Source organism: Leptolyngbya sp. NIES-2104 (assembly GCF_001485215.1).
In the GTDB taxonomy this organism is placed as follows: Bacteria; Cyanobacteriota; Cyanobacteriia; order Leptolyngbyales; family Leptolyngbyaceae; genus Leptolyngbya.
In genome coordinates, this window is sequence record NZ_BBWW01000001.1 from 3,175,373 (window position 1) to 3,200,154 (window position 24,782).

A 24,782-nucleotide genomic window follows, 5' to 3' on the forward strand; every position below is an offset into this window, starting at 1 on the left:
GCCAGTTGTGCGATCGAACATGAGCCTTATGAAATGGGCTTTCCTTTTCGATAGCCTAAATTCTAAGCAACACCAACCTCGATTTCTATCCATCGCAAGAGAAATCTTGTCAAAACTTTCTCTAAGCCTGAGTACAGATTTCGGTCGAACATCTAGCCTAAGTGGTCTAAGGATCAGCCTTCAGACATATCTGCACCATTGCGATTTGCGACAATTCCCAGTACGGGCACTCGTGCAGTTTGCAGCGTATCAAGCATCTGTCTGAGATCACCTTGATCGGTTTTGCCCATTCCCGCCACGACTAACATCCCATTCGTGTAGGTTGCAAGCAAACTACTATCGGCGTAGCTCAAAACTGGGGGCGCATCGAAGATCACCAGGTCATACATTGCCTTGAAGTAGTCATTGAGGCGCTGCATTTTCTGAGAGGATAGCAATCGCGTTGGATCAAGCGGCATTCTTCCGCCCGTCAAAATCGAGAAATTCGTCCGTCCCAGTGTCGGTTCGTCGTTTCCTCCAGCCGTCACCATCGCTTCGAGTCGCTGAATCACTTCTTGCGGATTCAAACTCTGCGCGACCAGTTCAGTCAGTCCTCGATCGTTGGGCACTTCCAATCGCTCTGCTAGTTGTGGATGCCGCAAATCAGCATCTACTAATAACACCCGCTGTCCCATTGCTGCGGCAGCCTGCGCTAAATTCAGGGCTACCGTTGTCTTGCCATCTCCAGCGGTCGGAGAACTGACCACGATCGAGCGCAGCGGATGATGCGTATTGAGCAGAGACAGATTCGTATAGAGCGATCGAAATGACTCGGTGAACGCCCCGTCTTGAGCAAAGTCGATCGCATCGTTGTTCTGCATCGCTCCAAACACAGGTGCGATCGCACTGGGGCGGGAGGCGCTCGTTTCGTGTGGAATCGTTCCCAGAATCGGCAATTTAGAGATCTTCTTGATATCTGAAACGCGGCGGACTCGTCGATCAGCACGATCGACGAGCAGAGCGATCCCTGCTCCTAAAAGCAATCCAGCCAAAGCTCCCAGAATAATATTGCGCTGCGGAGAATCAACAGGTTGACCGGGACGACCTGGCGGCGTAATCAGTTGCCACGGAATGTCTTTCTGAGCCGCTTGCACCTGGAGATTTTCACGAGTGCTGAGCAAACGAGTCAAGCTGTCTGTCGCGACCGTACGTTCTCGATCGAGATCCGTATAGATCCGCGATAAGACGGGCAAGCGCTGTACTTCTCCGTTCCAGTACGCATCCGCTCGATTTAAGACCGCCCGCCGCGTCTCCAACACCGAGAGATCACCGCCCAACTTCGCTAACTGATTCCCTAATACCCGCTGCGCTTCTTGCCGCAAGACCGGGATCAGACTATTTCGCTGCTGCTGTAAGACGCGCATTTCATCTGAATCGGACTGGAATCGCGTCGATTCGGTGGCGATTTTTGCCTCAAGCTCCCGTACTTTGTTTAAGACTCCCTGATAGGCAGCATCCCCAGCGAGAGCCGCTCTTGCCCCATCACTATCTTGGAGATTACCATACTGCCGCTGCGCCTCAGAGATTGCTTTATCCACTTCGAGTCGCTGCTGCGAAATCGATTGCACCTGATCGGTGACTTGCCCTGCCAGCGATTCTGGTGCAATAAAATTGTTTTGTTGTCGAAAGGCTTGAAGCTGACGTTGCAGTGCATCGACTCGTCTCCGGGTTTCCCCGATTTGACGATCGACAAACGTAATTCCGTAGCTCAAGTTACTTTCGCGCTCTTTCTGGCTGTAGCGCAAGTAGCCTTCCGCGAGTTTATCCAGCACGAACTTGACGCGATCGGGATCAGAGCTACGATATGTGACTTGCAGCAGTTTCGTATCCGATGGACGTTCGATCTTGAGATTCTGCGCGAGATTCTCGTTCACAATGTCCGGATAGCGCTGCCTAATCTGCTCGACGATCGGCTTCATCAGCTTTGCGCTTTGCAGCACCGCAATCTGCGTTTCGTAGCTAAATTCGTCTTTATTGTTTGAATTATTGCTCTGGGGCGAAAGCGGATCTCGGTCTTGCTGAGTTTGAACGCTAACCGGTTCAATCAAAAGCTGAAATCCGCTTTCGTAGGTCGGTGGCTGATTCCAAGTGACTGCCCAAGTTGCGGCTGTTGTTGCGGCGGTCACTCCAGCGATGAGCGCGGCTCTGCGTCGCAGTGACTCCACCAGCTTGCCAGAGTCTTCCTCAGTCTGCGTGGTATCGATCGCGAGCAAGTATTCCGGCGGATGAGGAACCTTGCCGTTTTTTTCAGGGATAGAAAGCGTGGGTTTGGTCTGGTTTTCCATGGAAGCACCTAAACAAGGGATTGCAGAAAGAGCCGAACAAATGCCAGCAAAGCGGCTTCACAGGTGACAGAACAATCTAAGCAGCTATCGTCCAAAAAGGAAGCGGAACGGCAAGACCTGGAGGACTGGACCTAACACGTTTTGGATCGTGTCGCCCGTTTTCGCGAGTCCACTGCGATCGACGACCAGGACATCGCCGTTTTGCAGCAGCGGATTGCCTTTTTCATCAATGCCGCGTGATAGGTCGATCGAGACATCCCGATGCGTGACGGAGCCATTCGGGTTGAGTCGCACCAGTTCCACCCGACGGCGATTCGCTTGGCGCGTAAATCCGCCCGCTTGAAGCAAGGCTTGATTCAGCGGCGTGTTCATCGGGACTTCGACCTGACCCGGCTTGGTGACTTCACCCACAACCGTGATTTTGACCGACGACGGCGCAAAGCTAGCATCTCCCAGTTGTCTTGCTTCTTCAGAATTGAGCGCTAAAGCGGTCGGAATCTCGATCGTGTCGCCTTGCTGTAACACTAAGTCCTGATTGAGATCTCCAGATCGAATCAACTGCCACAAATCGACATTGATCGTTTGCGCTGTCCCACCGCGAGTATTGCGGCGAACTTTGACTTCTTTGAGGTTAGCAAGCTGTTTGATGCCGCCTGCTTCTCGAATCGCAGCGGACAGGGTGGGAATTTGATCTTTAATCGTGTAAGGTCCGGGACGGGAGACTTCTCCAACGATCGCAACATTCACGGGCTGATTTGACGCGACGCTAAAGTTTGCATCCGCCATCTGTGCCGCTTCCGCCAAATTAATCGATCGAGCAGCCGGAATAAAGATCGAATCGCCATCCCGCAGCGTCAAGTCTTGGCGAATATTTCCGGTGGTGAATAACTCCCACATGTCGAGGCGAATCTGCTGCTCTCCGCCACCGCGCTGAGGACGACGGACAACGACTTGACGCGCATCGGCAGAACGGCTCATACCGCCAGCTTCTCGAATCAGTTTCGTAATCGTTGGGAATTTACCCCCCTCGCCAAAGGTCAGAGAATAGGTACCCGGTTTACCGACTTCGCCCGCGATCGCAACATTCAAGGGGCGTGCTGCAAGGAGACTGACATCGATCGAGGGATTCCGCAGCACTCGTCTATATCTTGTTGCGATCGCATCTTGCGCCTGTCGAATCGTCATGCCTCTGACAGAAACATTGCCGACCCGCTGTAAGTTGACTGTGCCGTTGACGAGAACCTGATATTCCTTGCTGTACTCAGGCACATTGAAGACATCGATTCTAATGCGATCGCCTGCACCCAAGGTGTAGGAGTCGTCATCTGCCACATCCGCTTCAGGATTAGAGAAAACAGCAGGTGTAGCAGTGGGTGATGGCGGGGTTGCAGGCGGTAACGGGCGACTGGGTGCAGGGCTGTTGATAATCTGAGCCGGGTTGCTGCTAGCGAGTTTGGGCAGCGGAGCGGATTCAGTTGGGTTAACAGCGACCAGCGTTGGATTCGTGCCATTCGCTCTTTGCAATTGCCGATGAATATACATTGCGGCATCTGCGCGAGTTACGATGTCTTTCGGACGTTGCAGCGTTGCCAGTGTGCTGGCTTGTTTTGCTGCTTGTTTCGTAAGGCTTCTAAATTGAGCATCTGTAATCGGTGCGTTCGGTCGGAACGTGCCATCACTGTAGCCGTTCATAATTCCCTGCTGTGCTAAGGCAAGAATACTCGCTTGAGCACGATGCCCTTGAATGTCTTTCAGGGGCGAGGATGAGGCTGCTGTGGGAGCTTTCGGTGTTGCTGGCTTTTCATCGGTGCTCGAAGCGACCGCGATCGAAGGCGGGGGCGGGGGAAGCTTCAGCGTTTGCTCGATAATCGTATCGAGCGGGAGTTGGGAGACATCCACCACTTGAGGACTCGAAGCGATCGCGATCTTAGGGGGTGGGGGAGGTGCGATCGCTTGCGTTTGAGGTTTCGCCATTCCTGACGGGTTAGGAACGGTGGCAGCCGAGAACAAGCTTTCTGGCTGAGACAGCGCGATCGAATTCGGAAGCGGCGCGGGACTGGGTGATGTGCGATTCGCTTTCTGAGTCCCCGGATTCGGTGGGGTGGCGCTGGGCGTTCTTGCATCAGAGCGGGCTAACTCTTGAGCCACGACTGCCGCAAAAGCACCCAAAGCGAGAAAGGATACGCGAGTTGGTGATAACTTCAACTTCATAAGCTCACAGGGGGGGTCGAACTCTGCTACATAAAAATGCGGGTCCAGGAGAAGCGCAGGTATTCTCTGTGCTAGTTTGGCTGCCTACGAATACTGATACGGGAATCCTCCGGAGGAATCAGGATGAAATCCTAAATGTTGCAAAAACAACATCAATTTTTTTGAATTTGCTCAGTAGGAATACAAGGCTAGGCAGGCGTTTCCGCAAGTTTGGAGCGCTTTATCGATGCAAAGAATCCGTTGCTAGTGTTCCAAGGCGTTGATCTACGGATGCGTAAAGCCTAATTTGTTGAAGAGAATCATTAGAAACACGGAGAAAAGCGCGGAATATCCGTACAGCGATCGAGCAGAATCTGGTATTCCCTCCGTACAATCACGGCAATAGTTTTCACTGATCAGGGAAATCCACATTTCTGATCCGTCTCCTGGAATTCACGCTCTAATAAAGAAACGATGAAGCATTCGACTAAAATCGCGGGTCGTATGGCTTGTAGGGTTATGAAGTTGTTGTAAAGCTGTGTCATCATCAGGGGGAGCGATCGTGAAAGGATTGTGGGTCGCAAGTCTGGCTCTATTTGCGTCTGGCAGTTTGGGATTGTGGTTTGTCTATTCTCTAATTCCGTCCGCACCGGTTGCTTCAACATCGACTCCATCGCCAACCCCGTCTCCTGTGTCGGACTTACCGAAATATCAGCAGTATGCTTTGCCAAATAGTGAGATTCATACGGTGACCGTTTCACCCAAGAGTCGGTTTAAAGTGTCGATCGCAGTTTCTCCGACGCTCGAAACGATTCATGAATTTGCCAAATCCCAGAAGGCGATCGCAGTTCTAAACGGTGGATTTTTTGATCCGAAGAATGAGAAAACCACCTCATATATCACTCAGAAAGGCAAAGTTGTGAGCGATCCGAAGAAGAACGATCGCTTGATGACAAACTCAGATCTCGCTCCTTATTTACCGCAGATCTTAGAGCGATCGGAATTTCGGTCTTATCAATGTGCGAATAAAGTTCAATATGCGATTGCGCCTCGATCCGCCTCTGTTCCATCGGGTTGTCAATTAATTGATGCGATCGGGGGTGGTCCTCAATTGCTGCCAGAATTTACCGCAACTCAAGAAGGCTTTGTTGATCCGAATGTGGGGCGAGATTCGATCGGGATAACTCAACGAAATGCGAGAAGTGCGATCGGCATTAAAGCAGATGGTTCAGTTGTGTTAGTCATGGCAGCTCAGAAACCGGAAGTGCCACAGAATTCTGGAATGTCAGTGCAAGCAATGGTGAGCTTTATGCAGCGACTTGGTGTAACTCAAGCTTTAAATTTAGATGGTGGTTCTTCTTCTGCGTTAATTTTCCAGGATCAAACGTTCTATGGCAAAGTGGGTAAAGCGGGTCAACCCGTTCCCAGAGCCATCAAATCCGCCATTGTTGTGCATGAGTAATCTAGATTATGCAGTCGCAATTCAAACTTTAAAAACTGCTGATCCCAAACTTGGTGCAATCATTGATCAAGTTGGGGTCTGTACGCTCGATCAATCTCAGCATCCAGGGAATGTGTTGGATTCATTAGCTCGATCGATTATTTATCAACAGCTATCTACCAAATCTGCAACTGCTATCTATCATCGCTTTCTCAAACTGTATGAGAATGGGATGAGTGCAGAATCAATTTTGAATACACCCGATGAAATGCTGCGTGAAGTTGGATTATCACGTCAAAAAATTGTTTATGTGAACGACTTAGCGCAAAACGTATTAATAGGTTTACCAACGTTAGAAGAATTAGAACTGTTAGACGATGAGACGATTATTCAAACGCTAACGAAAATCAAAGGAATCGGGCGTTGGACAGTTCAGATGCTGCTAATTTTTCGGCTGCATCGCTGGGATGTTTTACCTGTCGATGATTTGGGAATTCGATCGGGAATTCGTCGAGTGTATGGATTAGAAGAAATGCCCGATCGTAAAACAGTGTTAGAGATTGGCAAAGCTTGGGAACCGTATTCGACGATCGCCAGTTGGTACTTATGGCGAAGTTTAGAACTCCCTGAAGTAAAATAATCAATTTCATCGTTACCCCTCGATTCGCCACTGTTCTGTTTACAATGAAAAACAACAATTGTGTCGAGACGGTGCGGGCGCATGGCTTGGAATCCGGGACAGCAGATTAAGCAGGGTAAGTATCAGATCATCAAGAAACTGGGAGAAGGCGGCTTCGGGATCACGTATCTGGCGCGGGACACTTCAGGGCGATCGATTGTAATCAAAACGCCCACGGATCGTGTTCTTAACCACCCGAATGCCAAGAAACTGTTAAATGATTTCTTGAACGAAGCCTTAAAGTTAGCGCGGTTTCAGCATCCGAATGTGGTTAATGTCATTGAGGTCATCAGAGACGATCCGCAAGATGCGATCGTGATGGAATACGTCGAAGGGCAAAGTCTAAAAGACATCCTCAATTACTATGGAGTACTTCCTGAAGCGAAAGCATTGAAGTATATTCAGCAGATTGGACAAGCACTAACAATCGTTCATGCTCAGGGATTGTTACACCGAGATATTAAGCCAGACAATATTATTGTGCGATCGCACACGGATGAAGCGGTGCTGATCGATTTTGGCATCGCTCGCGGTTTTAAGCCGGGTTCAACACAAACGGACACTCCGAATCTGACACCGGGTTATGCACCGTTCGAGCAGTACAATGAACCCGCGCAACGGGGACCATACACCGATGTGTATGCTTTGGCAGCAACGTTGTATGAATTGGTGACAGGACAATTGCCGATCGAGGCACTAGGGCGAGCCGTGGAATTTGCTCGATATAAAAGTGATTCACTACGATCGCCCAAATCGATTAATCCGAAGATTAGCGATCGGACGAATCGAGCGATTTTGAAAGGGTTAGCGATCAAAGCGAACGATCGACCTCAAACAATGCAGGTATGGCTGAACTTGTTAGAGCCGCCTGTAGTGATTTCTCCTGCGAAGCCGCTCGTCAAGCCTTCGATAAATCGTCAACAGTTTCTAAAATTAATAGGTTTTGGGGGAGGAAGCTTATTACTGACGGTCGGAGGGAAATCGCTTTGGGACTCGATTTCTAAAACTTCTTCAATTGATTTGAAAGATTTTAGTTTTGAGGTTGTCACGATTAACGAGCAAAAGGGAGTCCAAAAGGAAACGAAACAAGCAAAATTCTTTACTGAGAATTTAGGAAATGGCGTTTTGCTGGAGATGGTAGCAATTCCAGGTGGAACTTTTCCAATGGGGTCACCTACGAGTGAGAAAGATAGAGAAAATGATGAATCACCACAACGTACCGTCACTGTATCTGCTTTCTTCTTGGGGCGCTATGAAGTAACTCAGGCGCAGTATGAGGCAATTATGGGAAACAATCCCTCGACATTTAAAGGCAGAAAACGTCCAGTTGAGCAGATTACTTGGAACGATGCTCAGGAGTTTTGTCAGAAGCTTAACCAGAGAACCGGACGTAAATATCGTTTACCAAGCGAGGCTGAATGGGAATATGCTTGTCGGGCTGGAACGACTACTATGTTCCATTTTGGAGCTTCTATTGATGTTATATCCTTAGCAAACTATGGTGCTGATCAGCCGAAGAAATTTCGTCGAGATCAGACAACGGATGTAGGTAGTTTTCCAGCAAATGCCTTTGGATTACATGATATGCACGGAAATGTGTGGGAATGGTGTGAAGATACATATCACGCTAGTTACCAGAATGCGCCTATTGATGGAAGCGCTTGGATTTCAGATAATAAGAATGTAAATCGATTGAGACGTGGTGGCTCATGGCTTAATCCTGCGCGTTACTGCCGTTCCGCATTTCGCGGTAATAGTGAACCTAATTATCGTGATGGTAGTTTTGGTTTTCGAGTTGCCTGCACCATTTGAGGATTCTTCGGCATTAGAGCTATTGGGTGGGAGATCCAGTGGAAGTGCCTTGGAAGTCCAGACCTTACTCCTGTAATGTTTAGAAAGATATCCGAAAATCAACTTGGGTCGGGTGAGCTTAGTAGAGCGATCGACCTGTTGCCCGATCCACTCATAAAATAAAGAGAAAGTGTTGCCCGATCCACTCATAAAATAAAGAGAAAGCGCGATCGAGCCTAAAATAAAAGCAAATTGCGATCGAGATTTCCTCATGACAACTGAAGAACGAATCATCGAAACAATTCATCAACTCGACCCAGACCAACAACAAAAAGTCTGGGAATTCATCAATACACTACCCAAACCAACAGAAAAAGCGGAAATCAGTCCACTTGGTAAAAAGCTTCGTGAGATTCGTGCCCAAATCGTTGCTTCTGGTGAACCTCTCCTGAGCCGAGAAGAACTCGATCGAGAACTTGCAGAACGGCGCGGGGGCACAAGTACTTGACGCAGATAAGAACATTCGTAGATGCTGGAGTACTCATCCTTGCATCGCGTGGGGAGCCGATTGATTCTGATCTCGCGCTAAATATTTTGGAAGATACAAACCGCGAATTTGTCTCTAGCTCTTTCATCGCGCTAGAAGTTATCCCAAAAGCGACCTATCACAGAAAACAACAAGAACTTGAATTTTACGAGACATTTTTTGCAACGGTTGTTGATTGGGCGATCGCTCAAGAGGAACTTCTTCAAGCGGCACATCAGATTGCTTCGCTCTATGGTTTAGCTGCTTTAGATGCCCTACACATTGCAGCCGCGCTTTCCTGCAATGCAGCCGATTTTGTCACAACCGAAAAAACCACAAAACCGATGTATCGGGTTCCTAATCTCAATTTTGTTTCGATTTAGCTCGAAGTGCAGGACGGTTCTTGCAACGTTTCTTCAGAGCGCGGCGAAAACTCTCATCGAAAAGTAGCGTCCTCATTCCTCATCCCCAAAAATGTCCGCCATAATCTCGGCAGCCGTGCCCCGTTTAGCTGTTCCGTTTCGGACTGCTTCCATTGTCTTTTCTGCGTTCTGAGCAATCTCCTGCCGTTGTTTACTAATCCGTCGTCTCTGAATCAAATCGAATAATACATCTTGCTCTTCTTCCGAAAGCGCTTCGACAAATTCGATCACAGTTTGGAAAGAAACAGCTTGGCTCATAAATCACTCAATTACGGATGCTCCCTCAAATTATAGAGGCGCAAAGCTATCAGAAGTGTTTGAAGTACGATCGACCTAAAAAAGGCTGTGCCATGCTATCTTCTGTTTGCTTCGCATTCCTAAAAGCGGAATCACTCCATCCCGCTATAATTTGAGTGCAACCGTTGGGAATAACTGATGCAAGCCTCCACTAAGCAACTTCTGAACGCGATCGCGCAAATGCCCCAACCTGAATTAGAGATATTCATCGATCAGGTCTTAAAACTGCGTGCCCAACGTCAAGCCCCAAGTCTCTCTCCGGCTGAATCTCAATTGCTGCTCAAACTTAATCAAGGCATTCCTGCGGATCTTCAGCATCGGTTCCACGAATTGGTTGCCAAGCGTCAAGCTCTCACGCTAAGTGAGGTAGAACACGCCGAACTGATTCAAATCGGTGATTGCATTGAGCAGCTCGACGCAGAGCGCATCGAACATTTAGCAGCGTTAGCAAAATTGCGGCAGCGATCGTTGAGAGAAATCATGCAAGATTTAGGAATTCAACCGCCCGCCTGTGTCTAACGATCGCGTTACGGCTGAACAGCGACGCTTGGTGATCGAGAGAGCCAAAGGCTGTTGTGAATATTGCGTGAGTCAAATGGACTTCGCCACGCAATCGTTTTCGGTTGAACATATTTTGCCTCGTGCTAAAGGTGGCTCATCGGATCTAGAGAATTTGGCTCTAGCGTGTCAAGGCTGTAATAATCACAAATTTATCAAGATGGAAGGGCTTGATCCCTTGACCGAACAAACCGTTTCGCTCTTTCATCCCAGAACGCAGCGATGGCGCAATCACTTTGCCTGGAATGACGACTATACGATCGTGATTGGTACGACTCCCACAGGCAGGGCAACAGTAAACGAGCTATACCTGAATCGCGCTGGTGTGATCAATCTGCGGCGCGTTCTCTTTGCATCGGGTGAACATCCACCGAGCGAGACCTTACCCAAACGCGATGAGTGACCGTCTGAATGGCGCTACTGAGTGTGTTGACTTAATCAGCACAAAAAACAGCTTACACGTATGGTCTATCAGAATTGAGTGCACTCAGCGTTGCTGCGGCGCTCTCACTCAATGTTGATGAGTTCCTAATCCCCATTTCGTTCCAATCCAAAAAATCAATAACCACTCTTGAACCCGATCGCACAAACAAAAACGAAGCCCCTCAAACGTGGACTCCGTTCACCTCAATTTTCACCAAGAACTACGAAACTTTCGTCAAACTCTTCGCAGGTATCGAATTCACTCTCGAATATGCGACCTTTCTCGGAGCCAAAATAACCCCATCGCCCATAATTGATTCCGCCAGCGATCGACGATACAAATCACTCAACTGCGCCGAAACCCCAGTCCAGCTAAAATTCTGCTGTACCCGTTCCGATGCCCGTTTGCGTAACTTTCTCGCCCACAGTTCGTCATCCAAAATCCGCCCGATCGCCATAGCAAACGCCGCAGTATCTTGAGGCGGAACCAGCAATCCAGTCTCACCTGGAACGACGGTAAACTTCAGCCCGCCAACATCCGAAGCAACGACCGGAGTACCACACGCCATCGCTTCGATCGCGACTAATCCAAACGGCTCATAATGGCTCGGAATCGCGCACACGTCCGCCGCTGTGTAATATAGCGGTAAGCGATCGTGTCCCACTCTTCCCGCAAAGATTACATTCTCTGCAATTCCCAATTCGTTTACTAATTGTTCAATCCGTTGGCGTTCCTGTCCGTCACATTTATCAGAAGCGCTACCACCCACAATCATCAAGCGTAAATTTGATGGGTCAGCCGAATTTCGCTTGATCAACTCAAACGATCGCACTAGTGTTTCAATTCCCTTACGCGGGTCGAATCGCCCAACATACAATACAACTTCATCAGTCGGCTTCAATCCTAATTCCTGTCGAGCTTCTAGCTTCGGAATCGTATGGAATTTTTTCAGATCAGTCCCGCAGGGAATCACTTCGATACGCCCTTTGTCTGAAACCAGCGATCGCAACATCATTTCTTCTTGCGGACTCGTTGCCACAATACAACGTGCCTGCTCTAGAATTTGCTTCTCAACCGCTAAACGAGTTTCTGCGATCGCTGGACGATCAACAGCTTGATACTTTACCGCACCCAGCGAATGATAAGTGTGAATTAGCTCAACATTGTGCGTTTTCTGCACTTCCAAGCCTACCCAAGCGGACATCCAATAGTTGGTGTGAATTAATGGATAGTGATGCTTAGATTGGTACTGGAGAAACGATTCGACAAATTCCGGCATCAACTCAAACAATTGATCACGCGGAATAAACTTCTCTTCACCTGCTTTCAATCGAATTGTTCGGCAGTGTGGATTGTGCTGTACGATTTCTGGATCATCAGGATTCGCTTTCCTTGTAAACATATCCACTTGCCAACCCAAGCGAGAAAGCGCCTCTCCCACTTGGCGAACATACACATTTTGACCGCCTGCCTCTTCACGACCAATCTCAGCCGCTGGATCACCATGTTCAGAAATTAGCGCGATCGCTTGTCTCGGACGACTACTTTGCACATTGGCTACTGTTTCGTTGATCAAAACCATATTTCCACCTCTAAAATCTTGGGCAAGAGAGAACGAAGGATAAAAACTTTTACCCTTCATTGCTCAAACTCGTTCTCCGTTGCTTAATTCAGTTGCGTGACTAATCGCCCGTTGGTCCGAAACACCTTTTCACCGATTAATTCTCGGTACACCGCTTCGTATCCATCCGCCATTCGCTGAACGCTGAAATGCTCGATCACATGCTGGCGACAAGCAGCACGATCGATATTCTTCACTCGCTCCAGAGCCGCGACACATTCCTCGACCGTATCGCACAAAAATCCGCTTTTCCCATCACAAATGACTTCTGGTGCAGATCCCAACCGCATCCCGATTACAGGGGTTCCGGCTGCCATCGATTCGACCATCACCAATCCAAACGGCTCTTTCCAAGTGATCGGGAACAAGGTTGCAACCGCTCCTCCCATGAGCGTATTCTTCTGCACATGGTTCGCCTCACCCAGATACTGAATCTGCTCTCCATCAATCTGTGGAGCCAGAATCTCGTCATAAAATTCACGATCGACGATATCGATCTTGCCCGCCATCTTCAGCGTCATTCCCGTCCGCTTCGCAATCTCGATCGCATGATGCGGACCTTTCTCCGGCGACAACCGACCGAGAAACGCCAGATACGGCGGCTCATTCGGCTCTGCATAAAACTTGTAGCTATCGACATCAATCCCGTTGTACACGGTCGCCGCATAATTTAAGCCCAATTCGGGCTTTCGTTGCGCGTTAGAAATACTCACATACGGCTGCGATCGTGCATAGGAGTAAAGCTTCTCATTGTCTGGGGTGAATACGCCATGTAGCGTATGAACTGTGGGTGTTTTCACAAATTGCGCGTAGGGTAATGTCGCAAATCCCATGTGAGAATGGATGACATCGAATTCATGCGCTCGTTGGTATACGTGCCCAAGCTGCATACTTTCATAAATTTGGTATTCCTTCACGGTTGGGTCAGTCCGAATCGCACGCGGATGTACCGACTCCAAATTCGCTAACGTGATCGAGTCACCCGTCGCAAATAGCGTGACTTCATGACCTCGACGCACTAATTCATCAGTCAACAGGCTCACAACTAATTCAATGCCACCGTACGCTGGGGGCGGGACACGCTCCCACAACGGGGTCACTTGAGCGATTCTCATAAAAACCTCCTACAAGGTCAAACAGCTTGGTCGCCTCACACGTGACAGAGACTCTCGATGATTTGCTTCCTAGGAGAGCTAAGTCAGATTTAATAGAATTTTCAAAATATGCCAAGACGGGCATTTCGACTTGACAGCGTGAAAAACACCACTCTAGGCAAGCGAGTGCTACGTAAATACTACGAAATGATTTCGGCAAAAGTACCTATCCCCGAATGGATTGTCGAAGCGCTCAAAATATCCTTCGGTAGTAACTCGGCTCTGTCTATGGATCTATCTCTAGATAACGCTATAGAAGGGTTTAGGCTGCCTTATATCTAATTCAGGATTTCCATGTTCGGATATTACGAAATCTTCCAAAAGGACGATCAATTCTTCACAAAAGAGAAAAGGCTTCACTTTGTTACTTTTTCTACCAAAATTTAAAATAAATAAATTTTAATTTCGACACCTTTCTTCAAAGAAGCGTTAATCAAATCTATAGATTTGCCTCGAATTCGTAGGTTATCGCAAAAAAGGCTCTGCCGATCGATAGATCTACAGATTTTTTCCGAACTTCATAAAAGGGGTGGAACTTAGATATTCCACCCCTAACTCAATAGAGAAATATTCGCCCTAACTGTTCCCGGAATTCGGGGAAATTAAAATTTCTCCTTTCAGCATCCGTTGAGCCGCATCTAACAGCGCCTCTTCTAGATAAGGCTTGGTGAAATACCCGCTCGCGCCTAAAGAAGCTGCCATTTGGCGATGTCGATCGGCTCCTCTCGAAGTCAACATTGCGATCGGCAAGTTTGACAGGTTCGGATCTTTCTGAATCCGCGACAGCAGTTCTAATCCGTCCATTCTCGGCATCTCGATATCGCAGAACACAATATCGCAGGGCAGACCCGATCGCAGTTTCTCCCAAGCCTCTTGACCGTCTCGCGCCTGCTCCACTCGATAACCCACCTTGTTGAAGGTCATCGACAACAATTCGCGCACCGTGATCGAATCGTCCACGATCAGTACCATCGGCTCGGTCTTCGCTGCCACCGCTTCTACCACAGGCTGCGCTGGGACTGGTTCCCACATCGAACCCGCATCGCGTCGAATCCGACCCATCGAGAGATCAATCAATTCCAGCACATCCGCGATCGGCATAATTCGCCCATCCCCTAGCACTGTCGCACCCGCAACCCCGATCGGCTTCGGCACCGGACCTTCAAGCTGCTTGATTACGATCTCTTGTTCGCCCAATACTTGATCGACTTGCAGCGCCAGATAATTACCTGCACTTCGCAGAATGACGATCGACACCATATCGTCTTCCTGATTGCCGCCGTAAACCGTTCCCCGACTCAAATGGCGGCTATGGCTGAGCAATTCTCTCAAGGGTCGCACCGGCAGCACCGCATCGCGCCAAGTAATACAAGGCTTTCCTTCTGCGTCGGTTTGAAGCCGCTCTTTCGGAATGTCGAGCATATCTTCCACCCCATCCATCGGGAAGGCAATTCGGGCACGATCGCTAATACAGCACAGCGCCTTAGAAATACTCAACGTCAACGGCAATCGAATCGTGAACGTTGTTCCTTTGTTCTGAGACGAATCAGTGCTAATCGTGCCTCGAATTTCGCTCAGACTGGTACGAACGACATCCATTCCAACGCCGCGACCCGAAAAATCATCCGCCTGATCTTTTGTACTAAATCCAGGATGGAATAGAAGGTCATAAATATCGAGCCGAGAAGCATTTCTCGCTTCGGCAGACGTGATTAAACCTTTCTCGATCGCTTTCGATCTCACCCGTTCTACATCCACGCCCGCTCCATCATCCGAAACAGAGATTACCGTCTGGTTTCCTTGATAGAATGCCCGAATCGTAATCCGACCCGTGGGCGATTTCCCTGCGGCACGACGAATTTCTGGATCTTCGATTCCATGTGTGATCGCATTATTTACCAAGTGCGTCATCGGATCATAGAGATGCTCCAGAATCATCTTGTCGATCAGCGTGTCACGCCCTTCGATCACGAGTTCTGCCTGTTTACCGCACTTCATCGCAATATCTCGAACTGCACGCGGTAAGCGATCGGCGGTCTGAGCAAACGGCACCATTCGCGATCGCGTTAATCCCTCTTGCAGTTGGGTTGTCACCTGCCGGAACATTCGCGTCACTTGATCCGTTTCATCGACGATAAATTCGATATCAGAGGATGACTCTCGCACTCGCACAATTAACTCGATCATTTCCTGAGACAGCGAGTGGAATCCGGTGAAGCGATCCATTTCTAACGGATCATACTCAGCCCCGATCGAGCTTCCATTCGACGCTCCCCGCTCTGCGCCTCCAAACGGGACGCGATGATTTTGCCGACTTGCTAACAACGAGCTTTCTAACAGCGATCGCTCATACAAGTCCTGCATTCGCTGACCCACATCGCTCAACTGTTGCACCTGGTACAGCAAGTTATCAAGCGACTGTCTCAAGCGTTCCTGATCTTGTTCCAGGCTGTTCCGGTTTACGACTAATTCCCCGACCAAGTTGCTCAAGTTATCAAGATGCTTGATCGGAACCCGCATCGTTTGCTCACTAAACCCTTTAGCTGCACGAGTTGAGCGCCGACCTTGTGGAGCATTCGTCCGACTTTTTGCAGCGGAACTACCGATCGTCATGTCGGACTCTTCCAACATCTTCTCTAGGTCGCCAAATTCCGCATCTGTTTCACTCGTCGCAGCAAGATTCGTCTGAGGCGTTGCTTCTGGAGCATCTGCAAGCAGAGACTCTAGATCATCGAAGTTTTCACTGATTGCAACTTCGTCACCGGATGTTTCATCGAGTAACGAATCTAGCTCATCTAAATCTGTTGTCTCACTCATCGAAGCTTCATCTGGAGCACTCGAATTCAACAGATCATCTAAGCTGTCGAGTTCATCATTAAAGTGTAGTGCTGCGAATCCTGCGCCTACTGTCGCGATCGTTGCTGCTCCAATTCCAAGATTCAGCAGCATATCATCATTGGAAGGCTCAGACATAGTTTCGTCGGCAAGCAGTGAATCTAGCTCGTCCAAATCTGAATCACCAGAAGCATCGACGGTAAAATCATCTAGATTAAATTCATCTAGATCACTGGTTTCTTGAATGGGTGTTTCTGCCCCAAATAAATCCAAGCTGAGGTCTGAAAAATCATCTTCGGACGCACTTGAAGCTTCTACGAAACCTAGATCAAACTCTTCTTTTACAGGTTCTGGCTCTGCAATATTCAGATCGAACTCGTTCAAGAGGTCATCTTCAAAGGCATTTAAGTTTTGATGTAGGGGTGAACAGTTTTCATTGATCAGACTATCTAAATCGAGTAGCTCTTCATCTGTTGAAGTGCTATCTGCCTCTATGTCGATCGATAGTTCAGGAGCCGAGAAATCGAGAAGATCAGCTAATGAATCTTCTGTGTTTAGCTCTTCCGTCGAAAGGCTTTCTGTATCGATCGACGATTCCAGAGAAGAGAAATCAATCAAATCATCCTCTAGATCAATCGAGGATTCAGGAGTCGAAAAATCGAGCAGGTCAGCTAACGAGTCTTCCGTAATTAGCCCTTCGTCTGTCGAAGTGCTTTCTGCGTTGATCGACGGTTCTAAGGATGAGAATTCAATCAAATCCGAGAATGAATCTTCTGTGCTAGATGATGAGCCGTTTACAGTATTTAACTCCTCTTCTAGCAATGATTCAGAGTTCGAGAAATCGAGCAAATCTGCAAAGGGATTGACTATTTCACTTGGCGATCCCTCATCAGCAACCACTTTAAAATCTAGTGTTTCTACTTCTTCCGCGTTGAGTGCGCCGAATCCGTTTAGATTAAACTCACTCTCTTGAGCTAAATTCAGGCTTTCTGGCTCAGATTCAATTTCTGGTAAAGGCTCATCAATTAACAGGTCGATCTCTAAGTCTTCTGACAGCAATTGATCAAGTTCTAAACTTTCTAGTAATGAAGGCTCATCTGTATCGAAAGATAACGCTTCATCAGCCAAGTCCCCCTCAAACAGAGCGTTCAGGGCATCATCTTTCTGATTATCCAGCCCTAATCCTAATAGCTCCAAATCTCCAGCCGCAATGTCAACCACTTCCAAGTCGTTTGAATCTTTCGCAGCGCCGTTCTGTACCTCAGACTGTTCAAACACAGAATCACCGATCGACTCTTCTCCCAAGTCTAAGCTGTCCCAAAGACCAGGAGCGATTTCAGATGAATCACGAAGCTGAGGAGCTGCAATCGGTTCCTCTATCTCATCTAAAACATTATTCAAATCGAGTGCATCTAAGCTGAGTGTTTCGGAACTATTTGCCTCGAACATTCCATCTAGCTCAGCTGAATCAAATCCGTTTAACTGCTCAAATCCATCAGACTGACTAGATGCTGAAGAAAATCCTAAATCTGTATCATCTAGTCCCGCAAACAGTTCACCAAGATCTTCCAGAGAACTTTCATCTTCTGCCTCAAAATTGCTCACGCTCTGAGACATTAGATCTAAATCATCAAATCCTAGATCCCCTGCTGAGCTATTCTCTTCGACTGAAGGTGAAACAGCCATCACAGGTCCCGCACTAATCTCGGTAACATCTTCAGAGAAATCAGGCAACTCAAACTCATCTACAGTACTGAGCAATGCTGCATCAGTAGTATCTAGATCTTCTAAAAGATCATTGCCAAATAAATCTGCTAAATCATCTGTCTGGCTTGCCTCGCTTTCAGATGTAGCAGACAAGAAACTCGTGAAATCATCTCCTGCATTTCCAAATGCACCGCTCAGCATTGAGGAATCAATCACTTCTTCTTGTTCCCAAGTTCCTCCCAGTTCGGGCACTTCACTTTCAAACAAATCAGCCAGGCTGTTTAGCTCTTCCATGCCCATACCAGGACCATTCCGATTCTCGATCGCGGCTGGCACTTCTTCCATTTCCAGCGAATCGAACATTCCATCCAGGCTCAACGCTTCTGAATCAACCGAAAGCGCCTCCGATTCTGGTAAATCAAATAAGCCATCCAAACTCGAATCTTCAGCAGAATCAGTTGCTGCGAAATTCAATCCTGCAAAATCAAGCTCATCTGAAGAATCATTGTTTGCGATCGCAAAGAAGTCTGCCAACTCCAGATCCATCTCATCAGATTCAGAAAGAATTGGAGCCATCGCTTTTAGCTGCTCACTCGGCGCAATCTCTTTCGCCCGTCCTGCTAGAACGAGTCCTTGTGCTTGCTTGATTTCAGTAATGACTAAGGGTGCAAGCTCACGATAAGCGTTTTCAGAATTTGCGATCGCTCGACTTGCCGTCTCAATCAATTGGCTCCACTGCACCAACCCAAACGCATCGCCCAGTCCCTGTAAACCGAGGCAAATTTCCTGCAACCGTTCACGAGCATCGAGCGTCGTTTCTGCTTGTCGGAAGGTTTGCAGCATTTCGCGCAACTGCGTCGGAACATCGTTCTGGAAGATCAGCAACAGTGCATTATCCTGAATGCCGGATTCAGCCTGCGCTACAGTTCGATTGCCCACTGGAACGCTGGTTGCCTGCCGTTCTAACTGAGTCAGGTGCTGTTCGACTTCTGAAAATACAGGCTCTAGCTCTTTCAAATCTGCCTGGGCAGTTTCTTCATCCAATCCACCCGGTATTTGTAACTGCTCTAAGTGATCCTTTAGTGTGTCGAACACTTTGAGCAGCAACGTTTCTAATTTGCGATCGGGCTTAATCGTCCGGGTTTCCTTAAGAACCTTGAAATAGTCCTCTAGCCGATGAGCCGTTTTCTGAATGCTGTTGAGGCTCAACATCGCCGCGCCACCTTTGACCGAGTGGGCGGCTCGGAAGACTTCGTTGACCAGTTCTGGATCTGCCATCATGCCTTGCAGATTCAGCAAACCTTGCTCGATCGTATTGAGGTGGTCTTTTGCCTCCTCAATGAAATAGCCCATGATTCGCTGCTGTTGTTCCGGCTGCATCGCAATGTCCCTTTCTGTGAATGAGTAATCTCCGTCGAGCCTGGTTCAATTTGAACGCGGTAGCCTCTGGGATGAAGATGACCAAACTCGGTCATCGCGGGTAGTTGGGTCAACCCCAAGTTAAAACGGTTTCAGTCAATTGGATTCACTGTAACCGAAGTCCTCAAAACGGCGCACAAAATTCAGTACGATCGCTTACTTACGCTCCACTGTTTCGACTCGGAATCGTTCTACCGAGGTCAATAGGTCACGCGCAACGCCCACCAGATTTTGCAGTGAACCTGATACGCGCTGTGCTTCTTGCGAAGTTTCTTGCGCAGTCAGTTCCACTGATTGCATCACCTGTGCGACGTTCCGCGAAGTTTCGGTCTGTTCCACAGTATCAGCGGTAATCGAACGTACCAGTGTATCGATGACACCCGAAACTTGAATAATATCTTCGAGCGATCGCTTCGCTTGTTCTGCGAGTCGAGTTCCCTCAATGACCTGTTGAGTTCCTTCTTCCATCGCGGTCATGACTGAACCCGTTTCACCCTGAATTTGTAAAACGATTTGTTCGATTTCTTTCGACGCTTTCGCAGCTCGGTCTGCCAACTGTCGGACTTCATCGGCAACGATCGCGAATCCACGTCCGGCTTCTCCTGCCCGCGCTGCCTCAATACTCGCGTTTAACGCCAGTAGGTTCGTCCGAGATGCAATCTGAGAAATCAATGCCACGATCTTAGAAATCTCTTGAGAAGATTCTGCTAATCGTTTTACTTTCCGAGTCGTTTCTGCCACCGTTTCCCGAATTTCGAGAATCCCGGCTACAGTTCTTTCCACCGCTTCACCGCCTTTTAGTGCGGTCGAGGATGCAGTTCTTGCGACTTCTTCGGCTTCACGAGCGCTTTCTGCCACCCGCTGAATCGAATTGGTCATCACCTGCACTGAATTCAGCGTTACTGCAAGCTCTTCCGCTTGTCGTAATGCGTCCGAAGACAAGCTCCGCGCAAACATTTCGTTCTCGGTCGAACCTTTACTTACTTGACGGGCGGCTTGTTTCACCTGTTGAACGATTTCGCGCAGGTTTTGAATCGTCAAGTTAAACGAATCGGCAACCGCTCCCAGTACGTCTGCGGTCACTTCTGCCTGTACCGTCAAGTCTCCACGGGCTGCACCTTCTACGTCGTCGAGGAGGCGAATCACCTGACGCTGCAAATCTTCTTTTGCTTGCTCTTGCTCTTCTGCTTTGCGTTGCGCTTCGCTCGTCGTGGTCGAGATAATCCGCGTCATCTGATTAAACTCGGTGGAGAGATGACCCAGTTCATCTTCGGCAAATACGGTTGCATGAGCGTTGAAGTTCCCTTGTGAGACGGTTTGGAATTGCTTTCTCAGGTCTTCGGTCGATCGCTTCATATGCCGTGCTGTCATTTGCCCGACTGCAAGAGCGGTTCCACCCCCGCAAATTCCGCCCGCCAGCGCCATCATGATCCCAGTTGTCCGAAGCTGAGAAACAACCGCTCCATTGTTCTGCTGTGCGGCTTGATTTGCCGAAACAAAGCTAACAACTGCAACCGCAACGGCTGAAACAATTCCTGCTGCCCCTGCTGTAATCATCTGCTTAGTGGCAAATGAAGCATTCTCTAGCGGTGCTAACCAGCCTTGCTCAACAGTTGGTGTGGGTTCGGTTGCAGGGGCATCTAACTGAGTGGTAAAGCTCGGAACGGAATCAGTGGTGCTGGACATGCTGAAGAGTTCATCTTCACGCAGCTTTGAGTCTGTGCCGTTAGAGGCAAAGTTGCGATTTTGAACGAAATCAATTTCGGCACTGTCCGAGGCGGCTGACATATTTGAGGTGAACCCGAAGGCGCTTCCGACCGATGGACTGGTAAAGCCTGCGGAATCTTCGGATAAATCGAAATCCGAGAGATTACCAAGGTCGTCGAAGTCCTCAAAGTCGTCTAGAAAGTCAACGTTGCTTTGATTGCCAGGAGTTGAAACTGGAGTCGCTTGAGGCTCATCGTAGATTGGCGCAAATTTGTTTTGCTCGGTTGGAAAGTCGAATTCTGCCGCAGCTTTTTCGTCGTAGAAACCAGGGGCTGCCATGAAGAGTGTGTCTTCGCTGGTGTCGCGACTTGCGATCGAGCTTCGACTCGGAACCACATCACCCTCAGAAATTCCGGGGTCAGTTGAAACCGTGGTCATACTCCCATGCGAGGGTTCATCATCGGCTGCAAACACCTGATCGAAGTCATCCAAAACATTTGCGAAGTCACTGGATGGAGCATCACTGCTGAATGCGTTACTGTTTGCTGAGGCTGCAAACGGATCACCCGCACCGAAGTGATTTTGCTCTTTCCTGCCGTTTCCGTTTTGGCTTGCTCCAAACGGATCACCAAACGGAGAATCGTCTTCGGTGTCTGCGTTGAAGTCGTCTTGCAGCACGAAATGATCGAGAGAATTTTCGTCCACTGCATTGGAGTGATGAACTTCTCCGAATGCGGAATAATCAGTTTCTAGATTCGTGTCGGCAAAACTGTCAGAGCCACCAGCCGCGAACTGACCTGCATACGCAAGTCCGCTGTTGGCATAATCGACAAATTCGGGGTCAGAGGTGAGGTTGAGAACGGTTTGGTACTGTTCTTGAGCCACATCGTATTTTTGCAGTCCGTAGCAATAGATGTGACCGCGCAGTAATCGAGCGCTCGGATCGTCAGGATGGCGATCGACTAAACGATCGACGATGCCTGCCGCTTCTTCATACTTGCCCTGCATATAGGCGCGTTCTGCCTGCTGATATTCTTGGGCAAATTCATTTCCTCGTGCCATATGCCTCCTCCTGCGTGGTGCTGCTCTGAAAACCGAATTTGAAAATGGGAGCAGTTAGGGTAAAGTGAGAATAATATATGCTGTGACTGATCTTGGAGAAGCTTGTCGAAAAGTTTCTTGAGTTATCAGAGTTGTAGTATTCAGCATTTAAGTGTATCTCGACTGGGAACCCCTTCTTCTCAAAATAGTTCCCCTGTTCCTTTACGGAATCAACACAATTGACTGAGTTCAGTACATTTTGCCTTGACATTTTCATGCCGCCCACCTTGCCGATCGCAATATTGAAACCTGATCGAGCAGGCGCAAGGATTGACCGCCTTCTTTGTCCAAAATCCATTCTCCGCGCAGAAAAGGAGCCACACTGTCAGGAACGGCGGTTGCGGCTTGCACATTCTCGATGTCGAGCCATTCCATGCCGAGAATGCGATCGACTGCCAAACCGAGCATAATGTCCTGATCTTCGATCGCAATCACCGAAATTTCGGGGCGATCTGTATTCAATGCCGCCGCATCTCCTAAGAATTGACCCAGATCTGCAACCCAAACGACTCGACCCCGGACGTTCAGCGTTCCAAGTAGGAGCGGCGAAACGTTAGGAACAGGCGTAATTCGATCCGGTGACGGCGATAAAACCTCGCGAATTCCAGTCGCAGGTAACGCAAATTCAGCCCCGGAAGGCGTGTAGAAGCGCAAATGCAACTCACCTTCGGGGCTTTCTAGCTCCTGAAATTCTGGGGCTTGATCTTGCCCTCTTCCTGTTAAGAAATCTGGACTTCCTACCATTACGACTGTTCCTAACCGCGCAACAATTGTTTGACCGTACCGACGAGTTCGGTGGGCTGGAAGGGTTTGGCAATATAGGCATCTGCCCCTTGCTTCATGCCCCAATAGCGATCGAACTCTTCCCCTTTCGAGGAACACATCACCACAGGCACTTTTTGGGTCTTGGGATCAGCTTTGAGCCGACGACAGACCTCGTACCCATTCATTCGCGGCATGACGATATCCAACACCACCAAATCAGGACATTGCCCCTGAATATGTTCCAAGGCTTCAACGCCATCGGTCGCGATCGTCACCTCGATTCCACTCCCCTTGAGCAGATCAGTAATCATTTCACGCTGAGTGACGCTATCTTCCACGACTAAAACTGTACTCATAACCCCCTACCTGTGAGCTTGGCTGAACCGATGACGGGAGAAACTCGCCCCTGTTTACCTTGAATCATTACTAACTAAAGTACCCGCAAATACTGAATTAAACTGATACCGTTGCAAAAACAAGTATTTTTACGAGGCATTTAAATTTAACTCGGCTTCTAAGGCATCTAAAACTTGCTGTGTGGTCGTGAGCTGTTCGGGCTGACCGACCCCAATATACTTTTCTAATAGCATCAGAATTTCATGTTCTCCAAACGGTTTTGTTAGATAGTCCGTTGATCCGACCATTCGCGCTCGGACGCGATCGATAAATCCATCTTTGCCCGTCAGCATGATAATCGGAGTTTGGCGAAATGTAGTCGATTGCCGTAACATCGCGCAGATTTCGTATCCGTCGAGTTCCGGCATCGCAATATCACAGAGAATTAAATCGGGCTTGAGTTGGAAGACCAGACTGAGTGCCGTCAGTGGATTCTCGATCGTACTGATGTCGTAACCGTTGCGATCCAGCATTAATTCTACTGCCTTGCAAACAGTTGGGCTGTCATCGATACAGACGACTTTGGGAGCCTTTGGTGTGCGAGGGATAGAGGATTGAACCGTGGGATGACTGAGTTGGAGCCAGCCGCGTTGGACATACGGATAGATTGCCCTTGCAACCGTAGAAATATCGCGATTGAGATATCGAGCGATTTGGCGAATCGAGGTTTTCCCATCGGCATAGCGATCGAGCGCTTGAAAAGTAGTTTCGGGAAGGGCACTTTTTAGAAGCGTGGAATTCGCGATCGTGGGACACTGATCGGGCGAGTGCAAATACGGATGAAGCTGTTTCCAGTCTTGAACTTGCTTCAATATTTTCGTTGTTAAGGGCGCAATTTCTAGGGTCAAGAGTTGCGGAGTCAGTGGATTTCCTAGCTCGAACACAAATGAGCCTTGATGCAGACTGAGGAGATCAAACAAAGTCTCACGCACCATGCTTTGGAGAATTTTGCGTCCTTGGTCGGGTGTAACGAGGTGATTTTCCAGGAGTGCCCAGAGGCAGCCGTATTCAGGAGTACTGAAGGTTGTGATCGACGAAGCGGGAATTTGGTCGATCGTGGTTTCTGCCCGATATCGATGTAAGTAATCTCGCAGACGAGAGAAATCTGATTCGGTTTCGCCTGCGTAGACGATTTGCCCATTGAGAAAAAAGACGAACCAGGAAGGATGCGATCGCGATAAACGGTGCGGACTGCCCGAATAGGCTTCGACAAACAATTCTCCTGTTCGCTGACCGAGTTCGATCAGTTGCAGAATGCTTCTAATGTCAATCTCACTTAAGTGTCCCTGCATGAAACTACGTCATTTGCCTGGGTGAATTGTCCAAACATTGTATCTATTAATGCTTCGATGCACCGGATTTTTCTTAAAGCAAGATTTTGCAAAGCCGAAATTTCTTCGGGTGTGATGGGTAGAACGCGACTGA

17 protein-coding genes are annotated in these 24,782 nt (G+C 48.6%); 7 read left to right on the forward strand and 10 right to left on the reverse strand.

Going from position 1 to position 24,782, the window contains the following annotated elements:
- Positions 1-173 precede the first annotated feature (173 nt).
- Positions 174-2,324 (reverse strand): tyrosine-protein kinase domain-containing protein, encoded by a 2,151-nt coding sequence (locus tag NIES2104_RS15000; RefSeq protein ID WP_058999030.1) that lies wholly within the window; start codon positions 2,322-2,324, stop codon positions 174-176.
- Between the two features lie 84 nt (positions 2,325-2,408).
- On the reverse strand, positions 2,409-4,535 hold the full coding sequence (locus tag NIES2104_RS15005) for an SLBB domain-containing protein (RefSeq protein WP_058999032.1): 2,127 nt from the start codon (positions 4,533-4,535) through the stop codon (positions 2,409-2,411).
- Positions 4,536-5,052: 517 nt separating this feature from the next.
- On the opposite strand from NIES2104_RS15005, the gene NIES2104_RS15010 reads away from it, so the two are divergent.
- The 5 genes from NIES2104_RS15010 to NIES2104_RS15030 all read left to right on the forward strand — a co-directional run bounded on the left by NIES2104_RS15010 (position 5,053) and on the right by NIES2104_RS15030 (position 9,334).
- Complete coding sequence (locus tag NIES2104_RS15010; RefSeq protein WP_225895247.1) at positions 5,053-5,976, forward strand: phosphodiester glycosidase family protein; 924 nt, start codon at positions 5,053-5,055, stop codon at positions 5,974-5,976.
- Positions 5,969-6,595, forward strand: coding sequence for a DNA-3-methyladenine glycosylase (locus tag NIES2104_RS15015; RefSeq protein ID WP_058999034.1), 627 nt, complete (start codon positions 5,969-5,971; stop codon positions 6,593-6,595). Before NIES2104_RS15010 ends, NIES2104_RS15015 begins: the two co-directional genes overlap by 8 nt.
- Before the next feature lie 81 nt (positions 6,596-6,676).
- On the forward strand, positions 6,677-8,446 hold the full coding sequence (locus NIES2104_RS15020) for a bifunctional serine/threonine-protein kinase/formylglycine-generating enzyme family protein (protein ID WP_058999036.1): 1,770 nt from the start codon (positions 6,677-6,679) through the stop codon (positions 8,444-8,446).
- A gap of 250 nt (positions 8,447-8,696) precedes the next feature.
- Positions 8,697-8,933 (forward strand): hypothetical protein, encoded by a 237-nt coding sequence (locus NIES2104_RS15025; protein WP_058999037.1) that lies wholly within the window; start codon positions 8,697-8,699, stop codon positions 8,931-8,933.
- Positions 8,930-9,334: a PIN domain-containing protein gene (locus tag NIES2104_RS15030; protein ID WP_082690001.1), complete on the forward strand. Its 405-nt coding sequence runs from the start codon at positions 8,930-8,932 to the stop codon at positions 9,332-9,334. Before NIES2104_RS15025 ends, NIES2104_RS15030 begins: the two co-directional genes overlap by 4 nt.
- A gap of 72 nt (positions 9,335-9,406) precedes the next feature.
- Here the strand turns inward: NIES2104_RS15030 and NIES2104_RS15035 are convergent, their stop codons facing one another.
- Positions 9,407-9,631 (reverse strand): hypothetical protein, encoded by a 225-nt coding sequence (locus NIES2104_RS15035; protein ID WP_058999039.1) that lies wholly within the window; start codon positions 9,629-9,631, stop codon positions 9,407-9,409.
- Between the two features lie 177 nt (positions 9,632-9,808).
- Between NIES2104_RS15035 and NIES2104_RS15040 the strand changes: the two genes are divergently transcribed.
- Together NIES2104_RS15040 and NIES2104_RS15045 are read left to right on the forward strand one after the other, a co-directional pair.
- Positions 9,809-10,189: a hypothetical protein gene (locus NIES2104_RS15040; protein WP_058999041.1), complete on the forward strand. Its 381-nt coding sequence runs from the start codon at positions 9,809-9,811 to the stop codon at positions 10,187-10,189.
- Complete coding sequence (locus NIES2104_RS15045; protein WP_058999043.1) at positions 10,182-10,631, forward strand: HNH endonuclease; 450 nt, start codon at positions 10,182-10,184, stop codon at positions 10,629-10,631. The genes NIES2104_RS15040 and NIES2104_RS15045 overlap by 8 nt, the downstream gene beginning before the upstream one ends.
- 241 nt (positions 10,632-10,872) lie before the next feature.
- On the opposite strand, the gene NIES2104_RS15050 is transcribed toward NIES2104_RS15045, so the two are convergent.
- The 7 genes from NIES2104_RS15050 to NIES2104_RS15090 all read right to left on the reverse strand — a co-directional run bounded on the left by NIES2104_RS15050 (position 10,873) and on the right by NIES2104_RS15090 (position 24,649).
- A complete protein-coding gene (locus NIES2104_RS15050; protein WP_058999045.1) occupies positions 10,873-12,234 on the reverse strand; it encodes a glycosyltransferase family 1 protein in 1,362 nt (453 codons plus the stop codon).
- Positions 12,235-12,317: 83 nt separating this feature from the next.
- Positions 12,318-13,388 carry a glycosyltransferase family 4 protein gene (locus NIES2104_RS15055; RefSeq protein ID WP_058999047.1) on the reverse strand — a complete coding sequence of 357 codons (1,071 nt, stop codon included), beginning with the start codon at positions 13,386-13,388 and terminating at the stop codon, positions 12,318-12,320.
- Positions 13,389-14,003: 615 nt separating this feature from the next.
- Complete coding sequence (locus tag NIES2104_RS15065; RefSeq protein ID WP_058999051.1) at positions 14,004-19,349, reverse strand: hybrid sensor histidine kinase/response regulator; 5,346 nt, start codon at positions 19,347-19,349, stop codon at positions 14,004-14,006.
- Between the two features lie 195 nt (positions 19,350-19,544).
- Positions 19,545-22,157: a methyl-accepting chemotaxis protein gene (locus tag NIES2104_RS15070; protein ID WP_058999053.1), complete on the reverse strand. Its 2,613-nt coding sequence runs from the start codon at positions 22,155-22,157 to the stop codon at positions 19,545-19,547.
- Positions 22,158-22,409: 252 nt separating this feature from the next.
- Positions 22,410-22,940: a chemotaxis protein CheW gene (locus NIES2104_RS15080; RefSeq protein WP_058999056.1), complete on the reverse strand. Its 531-nt coding sequence runs from the start codon at positions 22,938-22,940 to the stop codon at positions 22,410-22,412.
- 11 nt (positions 22,941-22,951) lie between these two features.
- Positions 22,952-23,317: a response regulator transcription factor gene (locus NIES2104_RS15085; RefSeq protein ID WP_058999058.1), complete on the reverse strand. Its 366-nt coding sequence runs from the start codon at positions 23,315-23,317 to the stop codon at positions 22,952-22,954.
- A 129-nt stretch (positions 23,318-23,446) separates the two neighbouring features.
- Complete coding sequence (locus NIES2104_RS15090) at positions 23,447-24,649, reverse strand: DUF4388 domain-containing protein (protein WP_058999060.1); 1,203 nt, start codon at positions 24,647-24,649, stop codon at positions 23,447-23,449.
- Positions 24,650-24,782 lie beyond the last annotated feature (133 nt).

Bases quoted from the DNA above. Each gene is read 5' to 3' on its own strand.
- NIES2104_RS15090 (WP_058999060.1), bottom strand. From the start codon at position 24,649: ATGCAGGGACACTTAAGTGAGATTGACATTAGAAGCATTCTGCAACTG.
- NIES2104_RS15000 (WP_058999030.1), bottom strand. From the start codon at position 2,324: ATGGAAAACCAGACCAAACCCACGCTTTCTATCCCTGAAAAAAACGGC.
- NIES2104_RS15065 (WP_058999051.1), bottom strand. From the start codon at position 19,349: ATGCAGCCGGAACAACAGCAGCGAATCATGGGCTATTTCATTGAGGAG.
- NIES2104_RS15050 (WP_058999045.1), bottom strand. From the start codon at position 12,234: ATGGTTTTGATCAACGAAACAGTAGCCAATGTGCAAAGTAGTCGTCCG.
- NIES2104_RS15040 (WP_058999041.1), top strand. From the start codon at position 9,809: ATGCAAGCCTCCACTAAGCAACTTCTGAACGCGATCGCGCAAATGCCC.
- NIES2104_RS15055 (WP_058999047.1), bottom strand. From the start codon at position 13,388: ATGAGAATCGCTCAAGTGACCCCGTTGTGGGAGCGTGTCCCGCCCCCA.
- NIES2104_RS15070 (WP_058999053.1), bottom strand. From the start codon at position 22,157: ATGGCACGAGGAAATGAATTTGCCCAAGAATATCAGCAGGCAGAACGC.
- NIES2104_RS15025 (WP_058999037.1), top strand. From the start codon at position 8,697: ATGACAACTGAAGAACGAATCATCGAAACAATTCATCAACTCGACCCA.
- NIES2104_RS15085 (WP_058999058.1), bottom strand. From the start codon at position 23,317: ATGAGTACAGTTTTAGTCGTGGAAGATAGCGTCACTCAGCGTGAAATG.
- NIES2104_RS15020 (WP_058999036.1), top strand. From the start codon at position 6,677: ATGGCTTGGAATCCGGGACAGCAGATTAAGCAGGGTAAGTATCAGATC.
- NIES2104_RS15035 (WP_058999039.1), bottom strand. From the start codon at position 9,631: ATGAGCCAAGCTGTTTCTTTCCAAACTGTGATCGAATTTGTCGAAGCG.
- NIES2104_RS15005 (WP_058999032.1), bottom strand. From the start codon at position 4,535: ATGAAGTTGAAGTTATCACCAACTCGCGTATCCTTTCTCGCTTTGGGT.
- NIES2104_RS15015 (WP_058999034.1), top strand. From the start codon at position 5,969: ATGAGTAATCTAGATTATGCAGTCGCAATTCAAACTTTAAAAACTGCT.
- NIES2104_RS15080 (WP_058999056.1), bottom strand. From the start codon at position 22,940: ATGGTAGGAAGTCCAGATTTCTTAACAGGAAGAGGGCAAGATCAAGCC.